This window comes from Pseudocolwellia sp. G5-9, from assembly GCF_055808995.1.
Genome location: NZ_CM147893.1, coordinates 2,167,163 through 2,187,210, shown reverse-complemented (window position 1 = coordinate 2,187,210; position 20,048 = coordinate 2,167,163). Strand labels below are relative to the sequence as shown.

The window sequence follows — 20,048 nt, the reverse complement described above, 5'->3', positions numbered from 1 at the left end:
CTAAAACGCTATGCCTTTTTTAATAGAGATAATTTATACCGATTTGAATCATAAATTGACCATTTATTCTTCGTATAAAATAGGTCAATTCATTAATGCGTTTGGTATTACAACTAAACGAATTTTTTATTTAGCTGTAACGGGTACTAACCAATAACCATATTGGTAGTTACCCGCTTTTACACGATAAGCATCAAGTGGCGCTGCTAAGCTTGACCATGAATCGGTGCCACCAACACCTGCTTGTATTAAATCAATATTTAGGGTGTTCTGGGTAGAAGCAGGTAAATCATAAGTATGTAACGCTTGATCAAGTTGCTGCTGATCCCACGCCCATACCGACATGCTTAATGCCTGCTCGCCAATCACTTTTACGCCATTACCTTGCTTATTGGTTAATTGCCACCAGCTAACATCGGTATGGTTGCCATTTTCTTGTGGCACCATGTAGCTAGTATGTAATGAGTCAACCGTTGCTTGGTAGTGGCCTACTTTTGCACCTGAATTACGGTCACGATAGTTTTCAAATGGCCCGCGACCAAGATAGTTAACTTGCTGGTAATCTTTGTTAATACCAACTTGGCTACCAATGCGTAACATTTCAGGCATAGTTGAGTCGGCAATAATGTTAAACGATACTTTTACCGTGGCATTGGCATAAAACGCTAACGTTTGTACTACTTGTACTTTATCTTGGAACGCCAATTGGCTTTCTAATACGATTTTTTCCGCGCTGTTACTCACAACGTTTACCGCTTTTACTGTAAAATTAGCCGGTAAGTCGCGCCATATTTGCATGCCATTCGTTGCTGTTCTCCAACCGCCTTTGTCGTTATCGGTTTGTGGACGCCAAAAGTTCAGTGCTAAAGGCGTCGTCAAAATAGGATTATTTTGGTAAGTAAACTGTTCTAACAAACCAGTATTTTTATTAATTATCCATTTAACATGGCTATTGCTAATGTTAATTTGCGCGGCATTGTTATCAAGGTTTAACGCTTGCTGCGGTAAATAATTAAACGCTTTCGCCGTTACTGGAATTTGTTTGTCTTTTAACAAAAACTGTTCTTTGGCCACTTCAAAACCTGCTTTGGCCCAAGGCTTGTCTGTTTTGCTATGTAAGGTAACATTTAGCCAATATTGCTTATGCGGTAAATAACCACGTTTAATTAACGGTAGCATTAAGGTTTTACTCGCGCGAGGAGCAATTGACGGTGTTGCTAATTCGCCAGCATGAATAACCTTGCCGTCTTCTAACAATTCGTACTTAAGCTGGTATTGATTAACATTGGTATGGAATAAACGACTGGTGATTTTAATTTTACCTGCCGCAATATTTACCGCGCTAATTTTTACTGGTTGGAAAATATACTTGGCTTGCCATAATTCTGGCGTCGCATTACCGTATGAATCAATAATACCATTTTGGTTAAACGCTTTTGAATTAGGGGTGTCACCAAAGTCGCCACCGTAAGCTAAAAACTTAACGCCGTCAGCGGTTTTATGTTCTAAACCTTGATCCATCCAATCCCAAATGTAACCACCAATTAAGTTATCACGAGCCCAAATTAAATCCCAAAACTCGTCCATATTACCTAACGAGTTACCCATAGCATGGTCGTATTCACACATTAAAATAGGACGTTTAATATAAGGGCTGTCGGCTAAACCTCGTAAATGCTCAACACTTGGGTACATACGACTGATCACATCAACATACGTTGGATCTGTTGGGTTAGCCATAGGTGTTAAACGACCAAGATTATCAAGTTTTTCTGGCACCCAATACCAGCCACGTGGCGGTTGAATAAAATCTGGGTGTTCAGGCTGACCTTGTGCACCTTCATAATGAACAAAACGACTGCTGTCATAATCGTGGATCCAACCTGCGGCAGCAGCATGCGCTGGCCCCATACCTGATTCATTACCCAACGACCATGAAATAATAGAAGCATGGTTTTTATCACGTTCAACCATACGTACAACACGGTCCATAATAGCTGCTAACCATTGTGGCTGGTTAGACATTTGGCCACCAAAAAAGTGACTTTCAACATTCGCTTCATCCATTATGTATAAGCCGTATTGGTCGGCTAGTTCTAACAAATAAGGATCATTAGGGTAATGTGAAGTACGAATAGCGTTAATATTAAATTGTTTCATTAACAATACGTCGTGCAAAATATCTTCACGTTTTAATGCTTTACCACGAAGTGCGTTATGGTCATGGCGGTTTACGCCCATAATTTTTATGCTTTGACCATTTACTAATAACTTGCCAGAAGCTTTGTCTATACGTACATCACGAAAACCCACTTGGTTACTTTTAGCTTCAATCACTTGGCCTTTATCGTCTTTTAATTGCAGTACTAATTTATATAAATTGGGCGCTTCTGCTGACCACAACTTAGGTTGTTTTACTTTTAGGTTAAGTAAATCAAATTGAATAACTTCACGTTGCGGGTAACCTTCCATTACTTGATCAGCGGCAATGGTTTGGGCTGTTACTTGTTGATTATTTTGATCGAACAACTGCGCTTCTAAACTCCAACCTTTTAAAGCTGAGTTATTAGACATAGTTAAAAACGGTCTAATTTGTAAGCTTGCACTTTGATAATCGGCGGCTAATTTAGGTTTGGCAAAATAATCACGAATAGCTACTTTGGGTCTCGCCAATAATAAAACTTCGCGATGAATCCCACTGAGTTTCCACATATCTTGGCCTTCAAGATAACTGCCGTCGCTCCAACGCATGACTTGTAAAGCCAATTTGTTTTTACCTGCTTTCAAAAATGGCGTTATATCAAACTCTGCCGGTAAACGGCTGCCTTGGCTATAACCTACTTTAGTGCCATTTATCCACACATAAAAAGCCGAAGAAACACCACCAAAATGTAAAATAATATCGTTGCCGGTAAAGTTCTCAGGCAATTCAAACTCACGAATATAAGCAGTTACTGGATTTGCGTTGGTAATTAACGGTGAAGTATCAGGTAACGGCGTGTCATGACTAGAATAAAAAGGTAATTGAGTATTCGTGTAATAAGGAATACCCAAACCAAAAAGTTCAATGCTTGATGGCACTGGAATAGTTGACCAGCTTGCAGCGTTAAAATCGGCGGCAATAAAGTTATGATCAATCATTTCATCGTCTGGTTGATAACGATATTTCCACTGACCATTTAGGCTTAACATCAAAGCCTTGTCACGGTTTATTGTTAACGCGTCGGCGGTATTAGTATAAGAATAAGGGTTGGCACGGGTAGGTAGGCGATTAATTGACACAATCGCAGGGTTTTCCCAATCTTTTACCACGCCAACATTACTATGGTAAGCACTAGTAGCAGAGGGGACAGCTGCCGTTGTTTGTTGATTTTTTACTGCCGTAACACAACCTGCGGTAGTAAGCGCAATTAATAGCATACTGCCAGTTAACAGCCGACCTTGAAACTTCATGTAAGCACCTATTATATTCAAATTATTAAAATTTAAATATGATAGTTCTTTTTTATAAATAAATGAAATAAAAACGGCTTTGAATTTAATTATTATAAAATTCAAAGCCGCAAGTGATGGCGTTTTCCATCTTGTTATTTTAGGGTGTACGATAAATATTAAAATTTATAGGTTATAACCAGACTCGTCATGATCTACTAAGTCTAAACCGCTTTCTTCGCCTTCTTCATCAATACGTAAACCGCCTGTCATTAAACCAACAATTTTAAGTAAAACGTATGTAACGATAGCAGTATAAGCAAGGGTTGAAACAATACCGGTTAACTGAACAAAAACTTGCTCGCTCATGGTTGTTATACCTTCAGCAAACCCAAAACCACTAAATACGCCTAAGCTTGTTGCTGATAAAACACCGGCTAAAAATGTCCCTAAAATGCCGCCAACACCATGCACAGGAAAAACATCTAACGAGTCATCAATTTTTAATTTTTGTTTAATATATACAGTAGAATAGTAACAAACAAAACCCGCGGAAATACCGATAATTAATGCCCCGCCAGGCCCAACAAAACCTGATGCAGGAGTAATGGTACCTAAACCTGCTACCATACCTGTAACAGCACCGATAACACTTGCTTTACCAAACTTTTTCCATTCAATAAATGCCCAAGTCAATGTACCTGCGGCTGCAGAAATATGAGTAACTAACATAGCCATTGAAGCGTCACCGTTAGCCGCTAAAGCACTACCACCGTTAAAACCAAACCAACCAACCCATAACATACCTGCGCCTGTTACTGTCATGGTTAAGTTATGTGGTAATAATGGCGTGGTACCAAAACCTCTGCGAGGGCCTAAAACAAGTGCCGCAACTAATGCTGCTGTACCCGCAGTAATATGAACAACAATACCACCAGCAAAATCGAATACGCCCATTTTACTTAACCAGCCGCCGCCCCATACCCAATGAGTAACGGGTGCATAAACAGCTAATAACCATAAACCACTAAAAATTAATACAGCAGAAAACTTCATGCGTTCAGCAAAGCCACCAATAATAAGGGCTGGTGTTATAACGGCAAATGTCATTTGAAATAACATGAATAAGCTTTCAGGAATATCACCTGATAAGCTTTCTTTTGTTATGCCCATCATAAACACTTTACTAAAATCGCCAATAAAGCCATTACCTTCACTAAAGGCAAGACTGTAACCCACTAAAAGCCATAAAATTGAAGATAATGAACCTATGGCAAAACATTGCATTAAAATAGATAAAACATTCTTTTTACGAACCAAACCACCGTAAAATAAGGCAAGACCAGGTAAGGTCATTAATAAAACAAGTGCCGTAGATGTTAAAATCCACGCTGTATTTGCTCCATTTAATTCACCTTCACTCGCAAATGCTAATGAAGGTAAACATAGAAAAATTAAAGTAAGTAATTGACGCATAGTGTTTTGTTCCTACAACTTTATCATTATTAGAAATTTTGAATTTTTTATTTAAGTCGAGTGGGGTGTCTGCACAAAATAGGCCATTTTTATTTGTTGTTTTAAAACAAATTGTTATGTTTTTTATTCCCTGTTATGTGCTTCTGTGTGCACCACAGGTGTGCTTGTTGTTGTTTATTATGCTTTATTTTGGTGCGCTATATTGTTTTGTTGGTGCAATTTGCTAGGCTTGTGTCATTATGTGTGTAGGTGCTTTTTATTGATTATTCGATAGTTAACAAATTAATGTTTTAGATATTATCTCTATTAAATCATGCTGTTATCGTGATAAGTAAAACATATACATAGTTACATTTATTTTTAATAGTACAACCATAAAAATTGTTCGTTTATTGTGACTTTCTCAAACGACCTGAAACTCGCTTCTTGAAGTGGTATGGGTATATAATATTGCTTGATATAAACTATAATTTTCATAATGTTCAGGTGGGCTTAATTAGTGTTTCAAGTGAGGGGGGGGAATAAAGTTTTTAGTCAATACAATATAACTATAATTGTTGTTTTTTCACTTATTACCTTATCTATTTTTTCCTTTATTACCTATCGATATTTTTCAGACTTATCTGAGCATAAAAAAATTGAAATTAAAGATTTAACTCAGCAAGTTAAACAGCTTGATAATGCATTGGTTGCTAATACTGAAGCTTTGTTGAGTATTCAAAAATTTGCTAATTATTTCTTAAAATATCCTGATGATCTTGTTACCAAAACGCCAAAGCTGACTCAAGACGGCGAACATTATTACATTAAACATCGACACTATGATGTGATAGACCACAAAGACTATGTAAGAAATAATATTACCGGTATTGGTGATATTAGTTCTTTAGATAAAGCCCATAAAGCTGAGTTAGCCATGTCAAACATGTTAACACCCGCTTTTGTCGCCACTAAACAAGCTAACGAAGAAGCCGTATGGTTTTATTACGTATCTAAAAAGCGATTTGTAAGTATTTACCCCTCAATTAATCGTAATAGTTGGCAGTATAGTGATGTTTTATTAGCGGGGGAGCACACGCAAAAAATATTAAAAAACGGTTTAGATAAACAAGAAATTGTTTGGTCTGCGCCTTATGTTGGTTCTGCTGGTTCGGGCCTAAATGCGTCATTAGGTATAGGTATTTTTAACAAAGTTGATATGGCGGGGATCTTATACGTTGATATAAGCTTAGCTCGTTTACAAAAGCAATTTTCGCCTATAACAAAAGAAAAGGAGGGGGTTGTAGTACTTGATCGTAATAATAATGTGTTAATTCATCATAAGCTAGGCGGTCTGGCGGTTAACAATATAGAAAAATGGAAAAGTGTTGTTCCTGCAAGTTTGTCGTCATTAACTCAGAATGATGTTAATTCTTTCACGGTTTACCAAGAAATAGGCGATTGGCTTGTACAAAAACAAACGTTGCCTATTAATGGTTGGACTGTCATTAAATATCAGTCTTATCAAGATTTTCGTGAACCTCTTTTAAAGCATTACTGTGTCGTTTTCATTATTTTATTTGCGGGTTTAGTTATATTTTTTGCCTTGATTTATTGGATAACACATCGCACATTTGTTAAACCAACTAAACGTTTTATTAGTCATATTGAATATTGTGCACAAGGTGATCCGGGTAAAATTAAACCAACAGCTGATTGGTTACGCTGGTTTCAAGTAGTAGAAAATATTTTCGGGCAAAACAGAAGCTTATTACAGCGCTTAACGGATCAAAACTTGTTATTAGATACGCGAGTTAATGAAAAAACTCAAGAATTACAAGAGAAGGTTGTTCAGCATAAACGTGATTACGCTTTATTAAAATCGGTAATGAATGCTATACCTGAATATATTATTTTTAATGATATAGACGGTAATATTGTAGGTTTTAACGATACGTTTGGTGATTTTATAGAAAAAAGTCGTGACGAAGTTTTAGGCTTTAAGGCGAATGAAATTATTCGTAATGAATTAGGTGCCGAGCTAACCAAATTAAGTACGTCTAAAAATGTAAAAGAAGGCCTACAACGTGTTGTTCACACTAAAAATAGTACTTATGATATTTACTGTACGAATATTCATAGCGATACAGGGATAGAAGTTGGCACTATTGATGTTATTCGTGACGTAACCACGCAATACGCTATTCAAGCTGCGTTAGAAAATACCAAAAACCAAGCTGAGTTTGCTAACAAAGCGAAAAGCCAATTCTTAGCCAATATGAGTCATGAAATTCGTACGCCTATTAACGCTATACAAGGAATGATCACCTTATTAGGTCGTTCTATTTTAACCAATAATCAACGTCAGCATATTGATAACGCTTATGGTGCATCTAAATCACTTTTATATTTAGTTGACCAGCTACTTGATCTTGCAAAAATAGAGTCAGGTGAAATGACATTAGTGAAAGAAAGAGCAAGTCTAGATGCTATTATTAACAAAGCGATAATGCTCAACCTAGGGCAGATCAATAAAAAACAATTACATATTTTTGTTGATGTTCATCCTAATGTTCCTCAATTTGTTAATACCGATGAAATGCGTTTAGTGCAGGTATTAACCAATCTATTACAAAATTCGGTTAAATTTACTCAAGAAGGAAAAATCAGTATATCGGTAGAGGTGCTTAATCAAAGTTCAAAAAATGCGATTATCTGTTTTAAAATAAAAGATACAGGTATTGGCATTGCACTTGATAAACAATCTCATTTGTTTGAAGCATTTAAGCAAGCCGATGATTCGATGACTAGACAGTATGGCGGCTCAGGTTTAGGCTTATCTATTTGTCAGCAAATTGTACAATTACTTGATGGTAATATTTCATTTGAAAGTGAGTTAAACCAAGGGTGTGAGTTTACAATAGAATTACCTTTTGAGTTAAATAACAACAAGATCGATGATTCAATAACTAAGCCGTTAACACTGTGTAATTTAGGAATTAATTTACCTGATACATTACTTGAAGCCATTGAAACAGTTGGCTGGAAATACCTCGAAATATCAAAGTTAGACGAAATTAAAACGTTGGCTAAAAATGATAACGTTGTGCTATTAGCAGCTGAAGTTAATTTACTCGACCTTCTTAAAAGTGAGTCTCAACAATATATTCAGTTACTTTGTATTTGCCAAACTAAAGGGTACAACATAAGTGTACACGAACCTATTTTAGAGCAACTTACTGTGCCATATATTTTACAAGAACAGCCTCTGTATCGGTATATGTTGAGTGCTATTGGGCAATCTATATCACGTTTAAATAAAACAGAACCTTCAACTATTTTACAAAAAAGTGAAAACTTAAAAGGCCTTGTTGTTTTATTGGTTGAAGATAACTTAGTTAACCAACTCGTTGCAAAAGAGCTTTTAATTAGTATGAAAGCAGAAGTTATAATTGCTGAAAATGGTCAAGTGGCTCTCGATTTACTTGAGAAAAACGTTATTCATATTGTTCTGATGGATATACAAATGCCTGTAATGGATGGTTTAACCGCAACAAAACTCATTAGGCAACAAAAGCAGTTTATTGATTTACCTATTATAGCCATGACAGCTCACGCCCGAAAAGAAGATAGAGAAAGCTCTCTTGCCGCAGGCATGAACTTACATATGGCTAAACCCGTTGAGTACGATACGTTACTAAATACTATTCTTAAGTTGACTAACGAGAATTGATTTATACCTAGATAGAAAAATAAGAGGCTTCCACAAGGTAACCTCTATTCTGATTTTACTGTGTTAGATCCGTTATGCTTTGTAATAATTCACGGGCATTAATATTGTTTGGCTCTTTAGCTAAAACATGTTTGAAGGCTAATTGTGCTGATTCGATAGCATTAATTTTTATATATACTTTACCAAGTGCTAACCATGTTATTAAATCTTCAGGGAAGTCTTCTAAATATTGGCTATACACATTAATTGATTTATCGTATTCACCTAGTAAATATAATACTTTTCCATATTGAGGGGTAAATTTAGGTGAGATGCTAGATAGCTTTTCTAATGCCCAAGATGTTTTTTCATATAAAGATAAATTTATACCTAAAAAAGCTATTTGCTGTAATTCATCCTCTGAAAATGTGTCTGAATCTAGCTGATCAAAATAACTTAAAGCAGACTGATGATCTTGTCGTAAAATCGCTAAGTAAGCCTCTGCATTTATGTAAAGCTCTTGTGCTTGATGATTATTTTTATCGTATAGCTTCAAACTGTGAGTCAACACATTTAAGGCATCAATATTTTTTTGATTAAATAAAATAATAATTTTACGTTTTACACCATCTAAAGATGACTGTAGCTTCATTTTTTTCATATGCTGCGATTCTTCATCACTTAGAATATCTTGAAACTTTGTATTAAAACGTTCTAATTCTTCAGGGAAGTTATTTTCTAGTATATTGGTATGTTCAGGGTGTTTTATTTGCCATACTTTTACTCGCCCAAAGTGCTTATCTTTTTCCCATTGTTCAAAGAGTTTAGTAATATCAGGTGATGCTTTTTCTTCTTCTTTTCTACTTTTTATTCGATTTACAGTCTCTTCTAAATGTTTAATAAGTGTTGTGCTTGAGTCTACATACGCTTGATAATATATTTGGCCAGTATTTTTTACTTGATCATCAGACCAATCCTCATGAGATGTTTGTACTGACTTAATAAATTTATCTAGGCCAAAATTTTTAACAAAAGCCGATGATTTTTTATATTTTTTATCAAGCTCTATTTCTATTTTATCCATTCGCAATTTGTATTTAAAATTCTCACTTTCTTTACCTTTTATCGAAAATATTTTTTCATTACATTCAAGTGCTTCTTTTGCGAGAATTTTGATCTGTTTTATATCTTTTAATATTTTACTAACTTTCGTTAATACAAAATTATTATCTTCTTGAATGGCATCTTTACTCATAGGAGGAAGAGCATTATTGATGATTTCCCATGCGTTATTTGCTTCATTCTCAAATGAAAGTGCTGATGTAGGAATATGATCAATATATTCTGCAACAGCGGCATTCGCTGAAAGGTTATATATGGTTACCCCCATGTCTAAGGCTGATTTTGCCTGCTTAGAAAGGGCTGATATCGCATTGTCGAATGCTATTTGTGTTTCTGCTTTATCACCTGCATATGTTGGTACCCATATACCGGGTTGCCCAAGTGTAGGACCAACTTTAGCTTCATTACTGTCTTTTGCATGAGTAACACCTGATGACGCATAACATAAGTCTACACCCGTTAATAAAATATTAGCGAAGCCCATCTCTATTGCGGCTTTTAGAGCGGTATTAGTTACTGTGGGGCCACCTACTATGCTGCAGTTTTCATCTGACTCTTCTTTCCAAGGAAACCTTGCGCCAATACAAACATTACGGCCAGACCATTGTGATAACAACGGTGATGTTACACAGTTAGCATTAATAAAAAGTACTTCTTTTGACATTAATAAAAGCTCTTTACTCACATCAAAGCTGACATCGTAAGGGTCAACACATACCACCATATGTGGGGTTATATTATTTTTTAATAATGTTTTAGAAACACGTGATACTGCGATAATGACTAAATTTTCTTGGTTCTCTTTTATCCATTCTATGTCGTCATCAAGAGAAGGCCCACCACCAAGAATTACACAGGTTTTACCTTTAAATAAATTGTTTAATAAGGTTAATGAATTTTTATTCTCAGTAATATTCACTAATTGTCGTGTCATGAATGGGAAAACTCCCACCAATGCTCGAGTGAAAAAGAATATTGTTTCTAACTCTTTAATCATTTTTAAATTGGTTGAGTGATAATCTATTAAAAATGAATCAATAGCCGAAAAAGATTTTATATATTCGATACTATCTTTATAAATATAAACATTGATCTCAAATGCTTCTGCTGTTTTTTGCCATTGATCTAACGTGGTAAATTGAAAAGTATCTTTATCGTAATTAGTTGGAATGTTTTCTTTTATTTTGTCAATGATATAAGGGAGTTCTATAAATAAATACCGTGTATTTTTAGGTGTTTTATTTTGTAGCAAATAAGTGGGTAATAAACCTGAGTCGGTTCCCAATATAATGTATAGCTTTTCTTCTTTTTGAAGTTTTTCACCAAATTGTCTTTCAAACATAGAAGATGAACTTTCTCTTTCAAATAATTTTCTATTTACGGAGTGTAAATACTTTTCATTGTAGCGACTTATTTGAAATTGTTCAGATAGCACGTCTTCGCTTGATGTCATTTTTAAAGCCTATATTTTGTAAATGATGTGGGTAAGTTGGTCTACTTATGTTTTGTTTGTCAAAATTATATTACTGTGTCTATTAAACTAGTATAAAGCTAATATTATGCCAATAGTCTAAGATTTAATGACTATTGGCATAATATTAGCTTGAATACTTTACTATAGAAAAGCGTCAAAATTTTAATCGTTAGATAGAGTTTATCTGATTATTATTAGAATGTTACTAAAATCATACTAAAGGTATAAAAATGCAAAAGAGCCCAAGTATTCAGCAGTTAGTGGAACATGTTAGGATTCATCAAGAAATGGGTAAATACGATACATTATTACCTGTAATCAACACTTTACTCAAAAAAGATCCCAATAATTCAGAATACCTATTATGGAAACTACAAGTTTTAGACGCACAGCAAGAAGAAATCTTAGATTTTAATTTATTACATCATTATGTAAATATGCGTAGCTCTGACGTTACGGGGTATTTATTATTATATAAAGCCTATATGTCTAAAAATATGGTGGCCGATGCTTTGATAGCATTAGCTTATGCACTAAGTATTGATCCTAAAGATGAAGAATGTCAGTACCTATTTAATAAAACACTAGCAGATATCAATCCTAAGTATATTAAATTAAAAATTAACATATTAACTCTAAATAGAATTGGTCATTTAGCTGTTGAAATAGAACCATGGTTGCGTCGTCAAAAAAATGAAGTACATGAAGATGATTGTCTTTATGTATTTATATCTAATGGAATAACACCTGCAAACACAGCCTTATATAATTTATTGAAAAATAATGTTCATATTATTGAAAGTAAAGTTTGGTTTGATTTTTATTCAACTCGAGCTCAATTATTAGATGAGGTTTTTTTTATTCAGTTTCCTTATGATATACATTCTGTAATGAGAGGAAATACAAATGAAAATATTGTTACTAAAGGTAATCAAGAATTAATACGTATATATAATAATTATTCTTCTGTATTACAACTTGCTCCAGCTGATATAGCTCAAGGATGGGAGCTCCTAGGTCATTATGGATTATCAAAATCAGATAAAATAGTCTGTTTACATGTTAGAGACAGCGACTATTTAGGTAAGATATCAAGAAACGCTGACTTTTCTTATCATGACTATAGAGACGCGAATATTGCTAATTATCAAAAAGCAGTAGAAGTGTTGATTGATAAGGGCTATAAAGTTGTTCGAATTGGCAATGGGTCAAACCAGCAGTTAAATATACTCTCAGAAAACTATTTAGATTTATGTTTAGATAGAGATGAAGAATATGGTGACTTTTTTGAATTACTTTTAATAAGTCAATGTTACTTTTATATTGGCGCTCTTTCCGGTCCATTTAGTGTGGCAGCCTTGTTCGACGTACCTATTTTATTAATAAATTCCACTCCATTTAATCCTCAATATTCAAGAAATACTAGGTTTATACCCAAGCATTTATTTCATAATAACGAAGAAGTGAATTTAATTGATGTCTGTAAAGGTAAGGTATTGAGTGAGGACAGTAATGAAACAATTTTATTGTGTTTTAACGGAAAAAAATTAAGTAAGTATGGCTATCAATATGTTGAGAATACACCTGAGGAAATTTTATCCGCCGTTAATGAATTTGAAAAGCAAATAGTTGATGGAGAGTTTTTGAATGAAGTAACTCCTCTACAAAAGAAATATATAGAACGTTTACCTACAGATTTTGTTTTTAAAGACTCTTCTTCTTTAGTCTGTGACAGCTTTTTGTCACAATATCCTGAATTATTTTAATAAATTAGTTAATTATGAATATAAAAAAAATATTAGTAACTGGTGCAACGGGTTATAAGGGGAGTATTTTAGTTCCTAAATTACTAAGTGCAGGGCATAAAGTTATTGCTTTTGATACCCAGTGGTTTGGTAACTTCTTACCTGAACATACCAATTTAACTGTTGTAAAAGGTAGCGTGATTGATACGCCATCCATTCCGCTTGATGGAGTTGATATTATTATTCATTTAGCTTCAATTGCTAATGACCCCTGTGGTGATTTAGATCCTAAATTAACATGGGAAACAAGTGCTTTAGCTACAATGCAATTAGCTGACAGAGCTAAACGAGAAGGCATTAAGCATTTTATTTATGCATCGTCAGGCAGTGTATATGGCATAAAAGATGAAGAGAATGTCACGGAAGAACTTTCATTAGAACCAATATCTGAGTACAACAAAACTAAAATGGTATCTGAACGTGTATTGTTAAGTTATTCAGACGATATGGTTGTACAAATAGTTAGGCCAGCAACTGTTTGTGGTTTATCACCCCGCCAAAGACTTGATGTCGCGGTTAATATGTTAACCATGCAAGCACTTAAAAATGGACGTATTACGGTATTTGGTGGTGAACAAGCTCGGCCTAATATCCATATCGACGATATAACTGATTTGTATTTGTTTTTATTAGAAAACCCGCAAGTAACTGGCGTATACAATGCCGGTTTCGAAAACATAACGGTGGGTGAGATTGCTGCAATTATTAAAGAGAAAATAGATGCTGAAGTTGTTGTTACGCCCTCTAATGATCCGCGTTCATACCGAGTAAATTCAGATAAGCTATTGGCAACAGGTTTTAAACCTAAAAAGAATGTCAGAATTGCTATTGAAGAAATGATTGAAGCCTATCATCAAGGGAAGTTATTAGACGAAGATCGTTGGTATAATTTAAAGTGGATGCAAAAGACAGTCTTATGAAAAAATTTACCTGTGCAAACTATGCAAGCAAGTTAACGGCCTTGCTCTCAAATACCAACTGGCAAGACGTTGAGCTATTAGCTGATAAATTATTAACTTTAATTAACAACGGCGGTAACTTATATATTTGCGGTAACGGTGGTAGTGCTGGAAATGCCCAACATTTAGCGAACGATTTTCTATATGGGGTTAGCCCTAAAAATAAAAATTCATTAAAGGTAGAGGCATTATCAGCTAATGCCTCAGTTATTACTTGTTTGGCAAATGATGTGGGTTACAATGCTATTTTTTCACATCAGTTGGATGTAAAAGCAAACGTAGGTGACTTATTATTAGTACTCTCAGGTAGTGGTAACTCAGCTAATATTATAAAAGCTATAGAAAGTGCTAAAACTAAGGGAGTGTTTACTGCGGGAGTTCTTGGATTTTCGGGCGGAAAAGCGAAAGAAATTCTAGATTTACCTATCCATTTTGAAATTGACGATATGCAGATTTCAGAAGATTTACAACTAGTGGTAGGTCATATGTTAATGCGTTTATTACATGAATTTTTAGGGTAGGACTCTTTATGTCAGATCGTGCATTTCTTGATTTCTATGATGAATTAAACTCAATACCCGTTCACCAACATGGTGCCGGATCTGCATTACATTTTGCTCAACGCAATGCTCTTTTTCTGAGTCTAGGTATTACACAATTAGTCATTAAAAGTAGGACTTTGTTAGAAATAGGTCCGGGATCTGGAGATAATGCGCTTCATTTAGCTTCCTGGTCTCCTAAAAGTATTTCTTTTGTTGATGGCGCCAATGCGGCTGTCAGCAATATTCAAAAAAGAATAGATAATGGTGAATATGGTAATAGTGCATCAATTATTCAAGCCGATGTATCATCATATTCATTTCCCGAACAATTTGATTTAGTGTTATGTGAAGGTTTGATTCCTGGGCAAAAGGACCCTGCTAAATTTCTTAACAATGTATTATCTGCTTTAAAACCCAATGGCATTTGTGTCTTTACAACGGTTAGTTCTGTTAGTTATCTAGCTGAAATCTGTCGACGAATATTATTACCTTTATTTAAGCAAAAATTTATCGATGATGAGCCTTTATTCGATTACCTTACATTATTTTTTAAGGAAGATCTAAATAGCCTATCGGGAATGAGCCGACACCATAAAGATTGGGTTTTAGATAATATAATTCATTCTTGGACTGAAAACAGTCTTTTTTCATTAGAAGAGGCTCTAGTTGCATTACCTGATGAATTTAATGTACTTGGCTGTTCGCCAAAATTTATTCAAGACTGGCGTTGGTATAAAGAAAGCCATTCAGGTAATAAAAATACCATACTTCAAAGTTATACAGAGTGGTCTCCTTATTTAATTGATTATCGAGTAACGCCTAAAATTGCCTTTGAGCAATCTCAATCGCAAGAATTATTAAGACTCTGCGATAAAGCAATGCAAATACATAATGTATATAGAACATCTTGTTTAGAAAAAGATTTAGACAATTTTATTCTTGTGCTTAAAAGCATAGACAAATTAATTGGTGAAAATATGATAGAAACATCATTAGCTATCAATAATTTTATAGCCGCTATTCCTTTATTAAAAAATGGTGACTTCGATTGTGACTTATCTTTGTTTCGAAAGTGGTTTGGGCGAGGTCAACAATATTTAAGTGTTGTTCGTTAATAAAATACATATTTAACAGAGAGTTAATATGCAAAAAGATACAAAAGAAGCTCAATACAATACTCTATTTGAATACCCTGAAACTAAACTTGGCTTTATGACCAACCAAGTATGGCAAGATGATCCTAAACGTGTAGTTTTTGTTTTATCCCGCTATAAATTTGTCGCAAAAATGCTAGCGGGAAAGGCTCGAGTATTAGAAGTTGGTTGTGCTGATGCTTTTGGTTCTCACATTGTAGCTGATTCTGTTGAACAGCTTACAGTGAGCGATTTTGATCCTGTTTTTATTGAAAAAGTACAACAAAATGCACGTTATGATTGGCAAAAAAATGCTCAAGTACACGATATTTTATCTGGGCCAACTGTAACAAAGCACGATGCGGTTTATTGTTTAGATGTTTTTGAACACATTTTACCTGAGTATGAACATGGCATACTTAAACATTTAAACCAATCAACCCATGATAATGGGGTAGCTATTATTGGTATACCTTCGCTTGAATCTCAACATTATGCATCACCACAAAGTATTGAAGGGCATGTTAACTGTAAATCAGGTAATGACTTTAAAACGTTATTAGAGCAGCATTTTAAGCATGTGTTTTTATTTTCGATGAATGATGAAGTTGTTCATACTGGTTTTTATCCCATGGCTCATTATTTATTCGCTTTATGTGTTAAATAAAAATTATTAGGGTACTTTATGAATAAGACCGTTTGTGTCATTGGTAGTAACTCGTTTTCAGGTGCTAGTTATTGTAAATATTTATTAGAGCAGGGGTACCAAGTTATTGGTATTAGTCGTTCAGCAGCACCTGTTGCTGCATTATTGCCATATTCGTGGGCGAACAGTAAAAACCAAGTTAACTTTTTTCAACTTGATGTTAATCATCATTTACCAGAAATAGAGATATTATTAGATAAGTTAAAACCCAGTCATATCTATAATTTTGCTGCGCAAAGTATGGTTGGGCAAAGCTGGGACTTTCCAGAACATTGGTTTATGACTAATGCTGTATCGATGATTAAGCTGCATAATATGCTTAGGCATAAAGACTACTTAGACCGCTATATTCATATTACAACGCCTGAAGTATACGGAAGTTGTACTGGGTATATTGACGAATCACAAGTATTTAACCCGAGTACACCTTATGCTGTTTCTAGGGCAGCAGCTGATATGAGTTTAAAAACTTTTTTTAATGTGCATCAGTTCCCCGTTATTAGCACTCGTGCTGCAAATGTTTATGGTGAAGGGCAGCAACTTTACCGTATTGTTCCTAGAACCATTCTATATATCCTATTAGGCAAAAAATTATCATTACATGGCGGAGGTCATTCAGAACGCTCATTTATTCATATTGATGATGTGTCAGCAGCAACTCATTTAATTGCCGAGCGAGGTAGACTTGGCGATTGTTATCATATTGCGACACCGTCAACGGTAACTATTCGAGAATTAGTTGAATTAATTTGCCAAAATATGTCGGCAGACTTTAATCAAGTTTGCGAAGTTAGTGACGATCGTAAAGGTAAAGATGCGGCTTATTTATTAAATACGAGCAAAATAAGAAATGAACTTGGTTGGCAAGATAGTATTAGTCTCGACACTGGTATTAGCCGCACCATAAAGTGGGCGCAAGAAAATATTGCTGTACTACAGCAGCAACCCCTTGATTATATTCATAAGGCATAATTTATAAAATGGAAATTGATTTATTACGTAATTACCCTCAAAGCAAACGAGATCCGCATGCAAGACAAGATGCTTTGACTGAAGAAATGCGTGCTATCGCTCGTCAATTTGGTAAAGATTTTTTTGATGGTGACCGTTTATATGGTTATGGTGGCTTTAAGTATTTTTCGCGCTTTTGGCAACCTGTTATTCCTGACTTTGTTCAACATTTTCAATTATCTCCAAGTAGTAAAATTTTAGATGTTGGTTGTGCTAAAGGCTTTATGTTGTATGACTTTACTGAACTTGTACCGGGTATTGCAGTACAAGGACTAGATATTTCAGAATATGCTATTGCTAACGCGAAAGAAGAAGTAAAAGAACAATTACAAGTGGGTAACGCGATAAAACTACCTTATGAAGATAACAGTTTTGATGCCGTTTTTAGTATCAACACCGTTCATAACCTCGAATTAGATGATTGCGCTATTGCTTTACAAGAAATTATGCGAGTGAGTAAAGGTAGAGCATTTATCACAGTTGATGCTTATCGTAATGATGAAGAAAAAGAACGTATGTATGCTTGGAATTTAACAGCAAAAACGATTATGCATGTTGATGAATGGCAGGCCTTTTTCAAAAAGGTTGATTACACTGGCGATTTTTACTGGTTTATCCCATAAGGTAATTTATGACAGATTTAGTAATGAGCCCTGAGCATTGCCTAACTATTTTAAATAAACTTTATTTAATACGAGATCTTGAAGAAGCAATTGCTGATAAATATAGCGAAGGTAAAATGCGTTGCCCAACTCATTTATCTATTGGGCAGGAAGGTGCACCTGCAGCGCTATCACCTTTATTGTCGAATCAAGATTATGCGGTTTCTACCCATAGAGCGCATGCTCATTACCTTGGTAAAGGTGGTAGTGCTAAAGCAATGTTAGCTGAAATTTATGGTAAAGCGACAGGTTGCAGTGGTGGTCGCGGTGGTTCAATGCATTTGATTGACGAAAGTGTTGGTTTTAAAGGTTCAACCGCTATAGTTGGTAATACTATTCCGTTAGGGGTTGGTTTAGCCTTGAGCCAAAAAATGCGTAATGAAAAAAATGTTACCGTTGTTTATTTAGGTGATGGCGCTACAGAAGAAGGCGCGTTTTATGAAGCTGCTAACTTCGCCGTACTACAAAAGCTACCCGTATTATTCGTGTGTGAAAATAATTTATATTCAGTGTATACCAGCTTAGATAAACGCCAACCCAAAAATCGTAAAATTCATCAATTAGCGCAAGCTATCGGTTTAGATAGCTACCATGGTGACGGTAATGATGTGACTGCTAACTATCAACTATTTAAGCAAATAATTGCCAATATAAAAAAGGGGAACGGCCCTTGCTTTGTTGAGCTTGATACTTATCGCTGGCGTGAGCACTGCGGGCCAAATTATGATAATCATATTGGCTATCGTAGTGAAGAAGAGTTTTTATCTTGGCAGGCAAAAGAACCTATTTCACGTTTTGAAAACTGGTTAGTTGAGCAAGACATATTTTCTATTGAAAAAATGACAAGATTAAGAGCTAATATTAAAGAGCAAATATCTCAAGTGTTTGAATTTGCTGAGAAATCACCATTTCCAGATAACAATACATTGGCTCATTACGTTTATAATGAGGGGCATTATGAATAACTTAAAAGTAATCCCTTATACACAAGCCATTAATCAAGCGTTATTTAGTGCGATGGAACAGTCTAATGATGTGTTTTGTTATGGTTTAGGTATCGACGACCCAGGTCGTATTTTTGGCACCACTAAAGATCTTGTTGAAGCCTACCCAGAACGTATTTTTGATATGCCAACGGCTGAAAATGCAATGACGGGTATAGGCATTGGCGCTGCGCTTGCTGGCATGCGGCCCGTAATGGTTCATCAACGTTTAGACTTCTTTTTATTAGCACTTGATCAATTAATTAATAATGCCGCTAAATGGCAATATATGTTTAACGGGCAACGTAGTGTTCCTTTAACTATTCGGTTATTAATTGGCCGAGGCTGGGGGCAAGGTCCAACACATGCACAAAACTTACAAGCATTATTTGCTCATATTCCTGGTTTAAAAGTGTTAATGCCGACTACACCGCAAGATGCAAAAAGCATGTTGTTAGAGAGTGTTTTTGACAATAACCCCGTTATATTTTTAGAGCATCGTTGGTTGCATAATCAACAGGGGGTAGTTGCAGACAATGTAACTGAACACCCTGACTATTTACCTATGCATAAAGCAAGAGTAGTTAAAGAAGGGAGTGATATTACGATTGTTTCAATGTCATATTTAACGATTGAAGCGATTAACGCTGTCGAGGCATTAAAAAAACAGGGTATTTCTGCTGAGCTTATTGATCTACGCTCTATTAAGCCTATTGATTGGGAAACCATTAGTACGTCTGTTGCAAAAACAGGACGCTTATTAGTGTTAGATAGTGGTGCTACTACAGGCTCTGTTGCCAGTGAAATTGTTAGCTATGTATCTGAAAACTATTTTTCTTTATTAAAGTGCGCACCAGTACGTTTAGCTATGCCTGATATTCCTGAGCCAACAAGTTACGCTTTAACTAAAGAATATTATTTTGGTGCCAAAGAAATTGCAGAGAAAGCACATAAAATAGTAAAAAGTGGAACGATAGGTGATCTTTATCAACATCTCATTCGTCAAGGACATCATGATATTCCTGGAGAATATTTTAAAGGGCCATTTTAGT

The 20,048-nt window shown here is 35.1% G+C and carries 12 protein-coding genes and 2 pseudogenes; 10 read left to right on the top strand and 4 right to left on the bottom strand.

The window, feature by feature from the left end; genetic code table 11:
• Nucleotides 1-126: 126 nt before the first annotated feature.
• From AC0L5Q_RS09375 to AC0L5Q_RS09365, 3 genes and pseudogenes are all read right to left on the bottom strand, one after another.
• Nucleotides 127-2,217: pseudogene (locus AC0L5Q_RS09375) on the bottom strand (glycoside hydrolase family 2 TIM barrel-domain containing protein); the annotation flags it as partial.
• A 96-nt stretch (nt 2,218-2,313) separates the two neighbouring features.
• Nucleotides 2,314-3,192 (bottom strand): annotated as a pseudogene (locus tag AC0L5Q_RS09370) (sugar-binding domain-containing protein); the annotation flags it as partial.
• 426 nt (nt 3,193-3,618) lie between these two features.
• Nucleotides 3,619-4,908: an ammonium transporter gene (locus AC0L5Q_RS09365; RefSeq protein ID WP_473617842.1), complete on the bottom strand. Its 1,290-nt coding sequence runs from the start codon at nt 4,906-4,908 to the stop codon at nt 3,619-3,621.
• A 499-nt stretch (nt 4,909-5,407) separates the two neighbouring features.
• Here AC0L5Q_RS09365 and AC0L5Q_RS09360 point away from each other — a divergent pair, with 499 nt between their 5' ends.
• Complete coding sequence (locus AC0L5Q_RS09360; RefSeq protein WP_473617838.1) at nt 5,408-8,620, top strand: ATP-binding protein; 3,213 nt, start codon at nt 5,408-5,410, stop codon at nt 8,618-8,620.
• A gap of 55 nt (nt 8,621-8,675) precedes the next feature.
• Here the strand turns inward: AC0L5Q_RS09360 and AC0L5Q_RS09355 are convergent, their stop codons facing one another.
• On the bottom strand, nt 8,676-11,174 hold the full coding sequence (locus AC0L5Q_RS09355; protein WP_473617835.1) for a 6-hydroxymethylpterin diphosphokinase MptE-like protein: 2,499 nt from the start codon (nt 11,172-11,174) through the stop codon (nt 8,676-8,678).
• Between the two features lie 251 nt (nt 11,175-11,425).
• Between AC0L5Q_RS09355 and AC0L5Q_RS09350 the strand changes: the two genes are divergently transcribed.
• Genes AC0L5Q_RS09350 through AC0L5Q_RS09310 form a run of 9 tightly spaced genes read left to right on the top strand, consistent with a single transcriptional unit; the run spans nt 11,426 to nt 20,047 of the window.
• Nucleotides 11,426-12,961, top strand: a complete 1,536-nt coding sequence (locus AC0L5Q_RS09350; RefSeq protein ID WP_473617832.1) for a TIGR04372 family glycosyltransferase — start codon at nt 11,426-11,428, stop codon at nt 12,959-12,961.
• A 14-nt stretch (nt 12,962-12,975) separates the two neighbouring features.
• A complete protein-coding gene (locus AC0L5Q_RS09345) occupies nt 12,976-13,920 on the top strand; it encodes an NAD-dependent epimerase/dehydratase family protein (RefSeq protein ID WP_473617829.1) in 945 nt (314 codons plus the stop codon).
• Nucleotides 13,917-14,480: an SIS domain-containing protein gene (locus AC0L5Q_RS09340; RefSeq protein WP_473617827.1), complete on the top strand. Its 564-nt coding sequence runs from the start codon at nt 13,917-13,919 to the stop codon at nt 14,478-14,480. The genes AC0L5Q_RS09345 and AC0L5Q_RS09340 overlap by 4 nt, the downstream gene beginning before the upstream one ends.
• A gap of 8 nt (nt 14,481-14,488) precedes the next feature.
• Nucleotides 14,489-15,616 (top strand): class I SAM-dependent methyltransferase, encoded by a 1,128-nt coding sequence (locus AC0L5Q_RS09335; protein WP_473617824.1) that lies wholly within the window; start codon nt 14,489-14,491, stop codon nt 15,614-15,616.
• Between the two features lie 28 nt (nt 15,617-15,644).
• The gene (locus AC0L5Q_RS09330; RefSeq protein WP_473617820.1) at nt 15,645-16,301 is read left to right on the top strand and encodes a class I SAM-dependent methyltransferase; all 657 of its coding nucleotides are present in this window, start codon (nt 15,645-15,647) and stop codon (nt 16,299-16,301) included.
• 18 nt (nt 16,302-16,319) lie between these two features.
• Complete coding sequence (locus tag AC0L5Q_RS09325) at nt 16,320-17,312, top strand: GDP-mannose 4,6-dehydratase (protein ID WP_473617817.1); 993 nt, start codon at nt 16,320-16,322, stop codon at nt 17,310-17,312.
• An 8-nt stretch (nt 17,313-17,320) separates the two neighbouring features.
• Nucleotides 17,321-17,974: a class I SAM-dependent methyltransferase gene (locus AC0L5Q_RS09320; protein WP_473617812.1), complete on the top strand. Its 654-nt coding sequence runs from the start codon at nt 17,321-17,323 to the stop codon at nt 17,972-17,974.
• Between the two features lie 8 nt (nt 17,975-17,982).
• Nucleotides 17,983-18,978, top strand: a complete 996-nt coding sequence (locus AC0L5Q_RS09315) for a thiamine pyrophosphate-dependent dehydrogenase E1 component subunit alpha (RefSeq protein ID WP_473617808.1) — start codon at nt 17,983-17,985, stop codon at nt 18,976-18,978.
• On the top strand, nt 18,971-20,047 hold the full coding sequence (locus AC0L5Q_RS09310; RefSeq protein WP_473617805.1) for an alpha-ketoacid dehydrogenase subunit beta: 1,077 nt from the start codon (nt 18,971-18,973) through the stop codon (nt 20,045-20,047). The genes AC0L5Q_RS09315 and AC0L5Q_RS09310 overlap by 8 nt, the downstream gene beginning before the upstream one ends.
• The last annotated feature ends 1 nt before the right edge of the window (nt 20,048 follow it).

Coding starts and splice junctions, on each gene's coding strand:
- AC0L5Q_RS09325 (WP_473617817.1), top strand. CDS start 16,320: ATGAATAAGACCGTTTGTGTCATTGGTAGTAACTCGTTTTCAGGTGCT.
- AC0L5Q_RS09310 (WP_473617805.1), top strand. CDS start 18,971: ATGAATAACTTAAAAGTAATCCCTTATACACAAGCCATTAATCAAGCG.
- AC0L5Q_RS09345 (WP_473617829.1), top strand. CDS start 12,976: ATGAATATAAAAAAAATATTAGTAACTGGTGCAACGGGTTATAAGGGG.
- AC0L5Q_RS09355 (WP_473617835.1), bottom strand. CDS start 11,174: ATGACATCAAGCGAAGACGTGCTATCTGAACAATTTCAAATAAGTCGC.
- AC0L5Q_RS09365 (WP_473617842.1), bottom strand. CDS start 4,908: ATGCGTCAATTACTTACTTTAATTTTTCTATGTTTACCTTCATTAGCA.
- AC0L5Q_RS09350 (WP_473617832.1), top strand. CDS start 11,426: ATGCAAAAGAGCCCAAGTATTCAGCAGTTAGTGGAACATGTTAGGATT.
- AC0L5Q_RS09330 (WP_473617820.1), top strand. CDS start 15,645: ATGCAAAAAGATACAAAAGAAGCTCAATACAATACTCTATTTGAATAC.
- AC0L5Q_RS09335 (WP_473617824.1), top strand. CDS start 14,489: ATGTCAGATCGTGCATTTCTTGATTTCTATGATGAATTAAACTCAATA.
- AC0L5Q_RS09340 (WP_473617827.1), top strand. CDS start 13,917: ATGAAAAAATTTACCTGTGCAAACTATGCAAGCAAGTTAACGGCCTTG.
- AC0L5Q_RS09320 (WP_473617812.1), top strand. CDS start 17,321: ATGGAAATTGATTTATTACGTAATTACCCTCAAAGCAAACGAGATCCG.
- AC0L5Q_RS09315 (WP_473617808.1), top strand. CDS start 17,983: ATGACAGATTTAGTAATGAGCCCTGAGCATTGCCTAACTATTTTAAAT.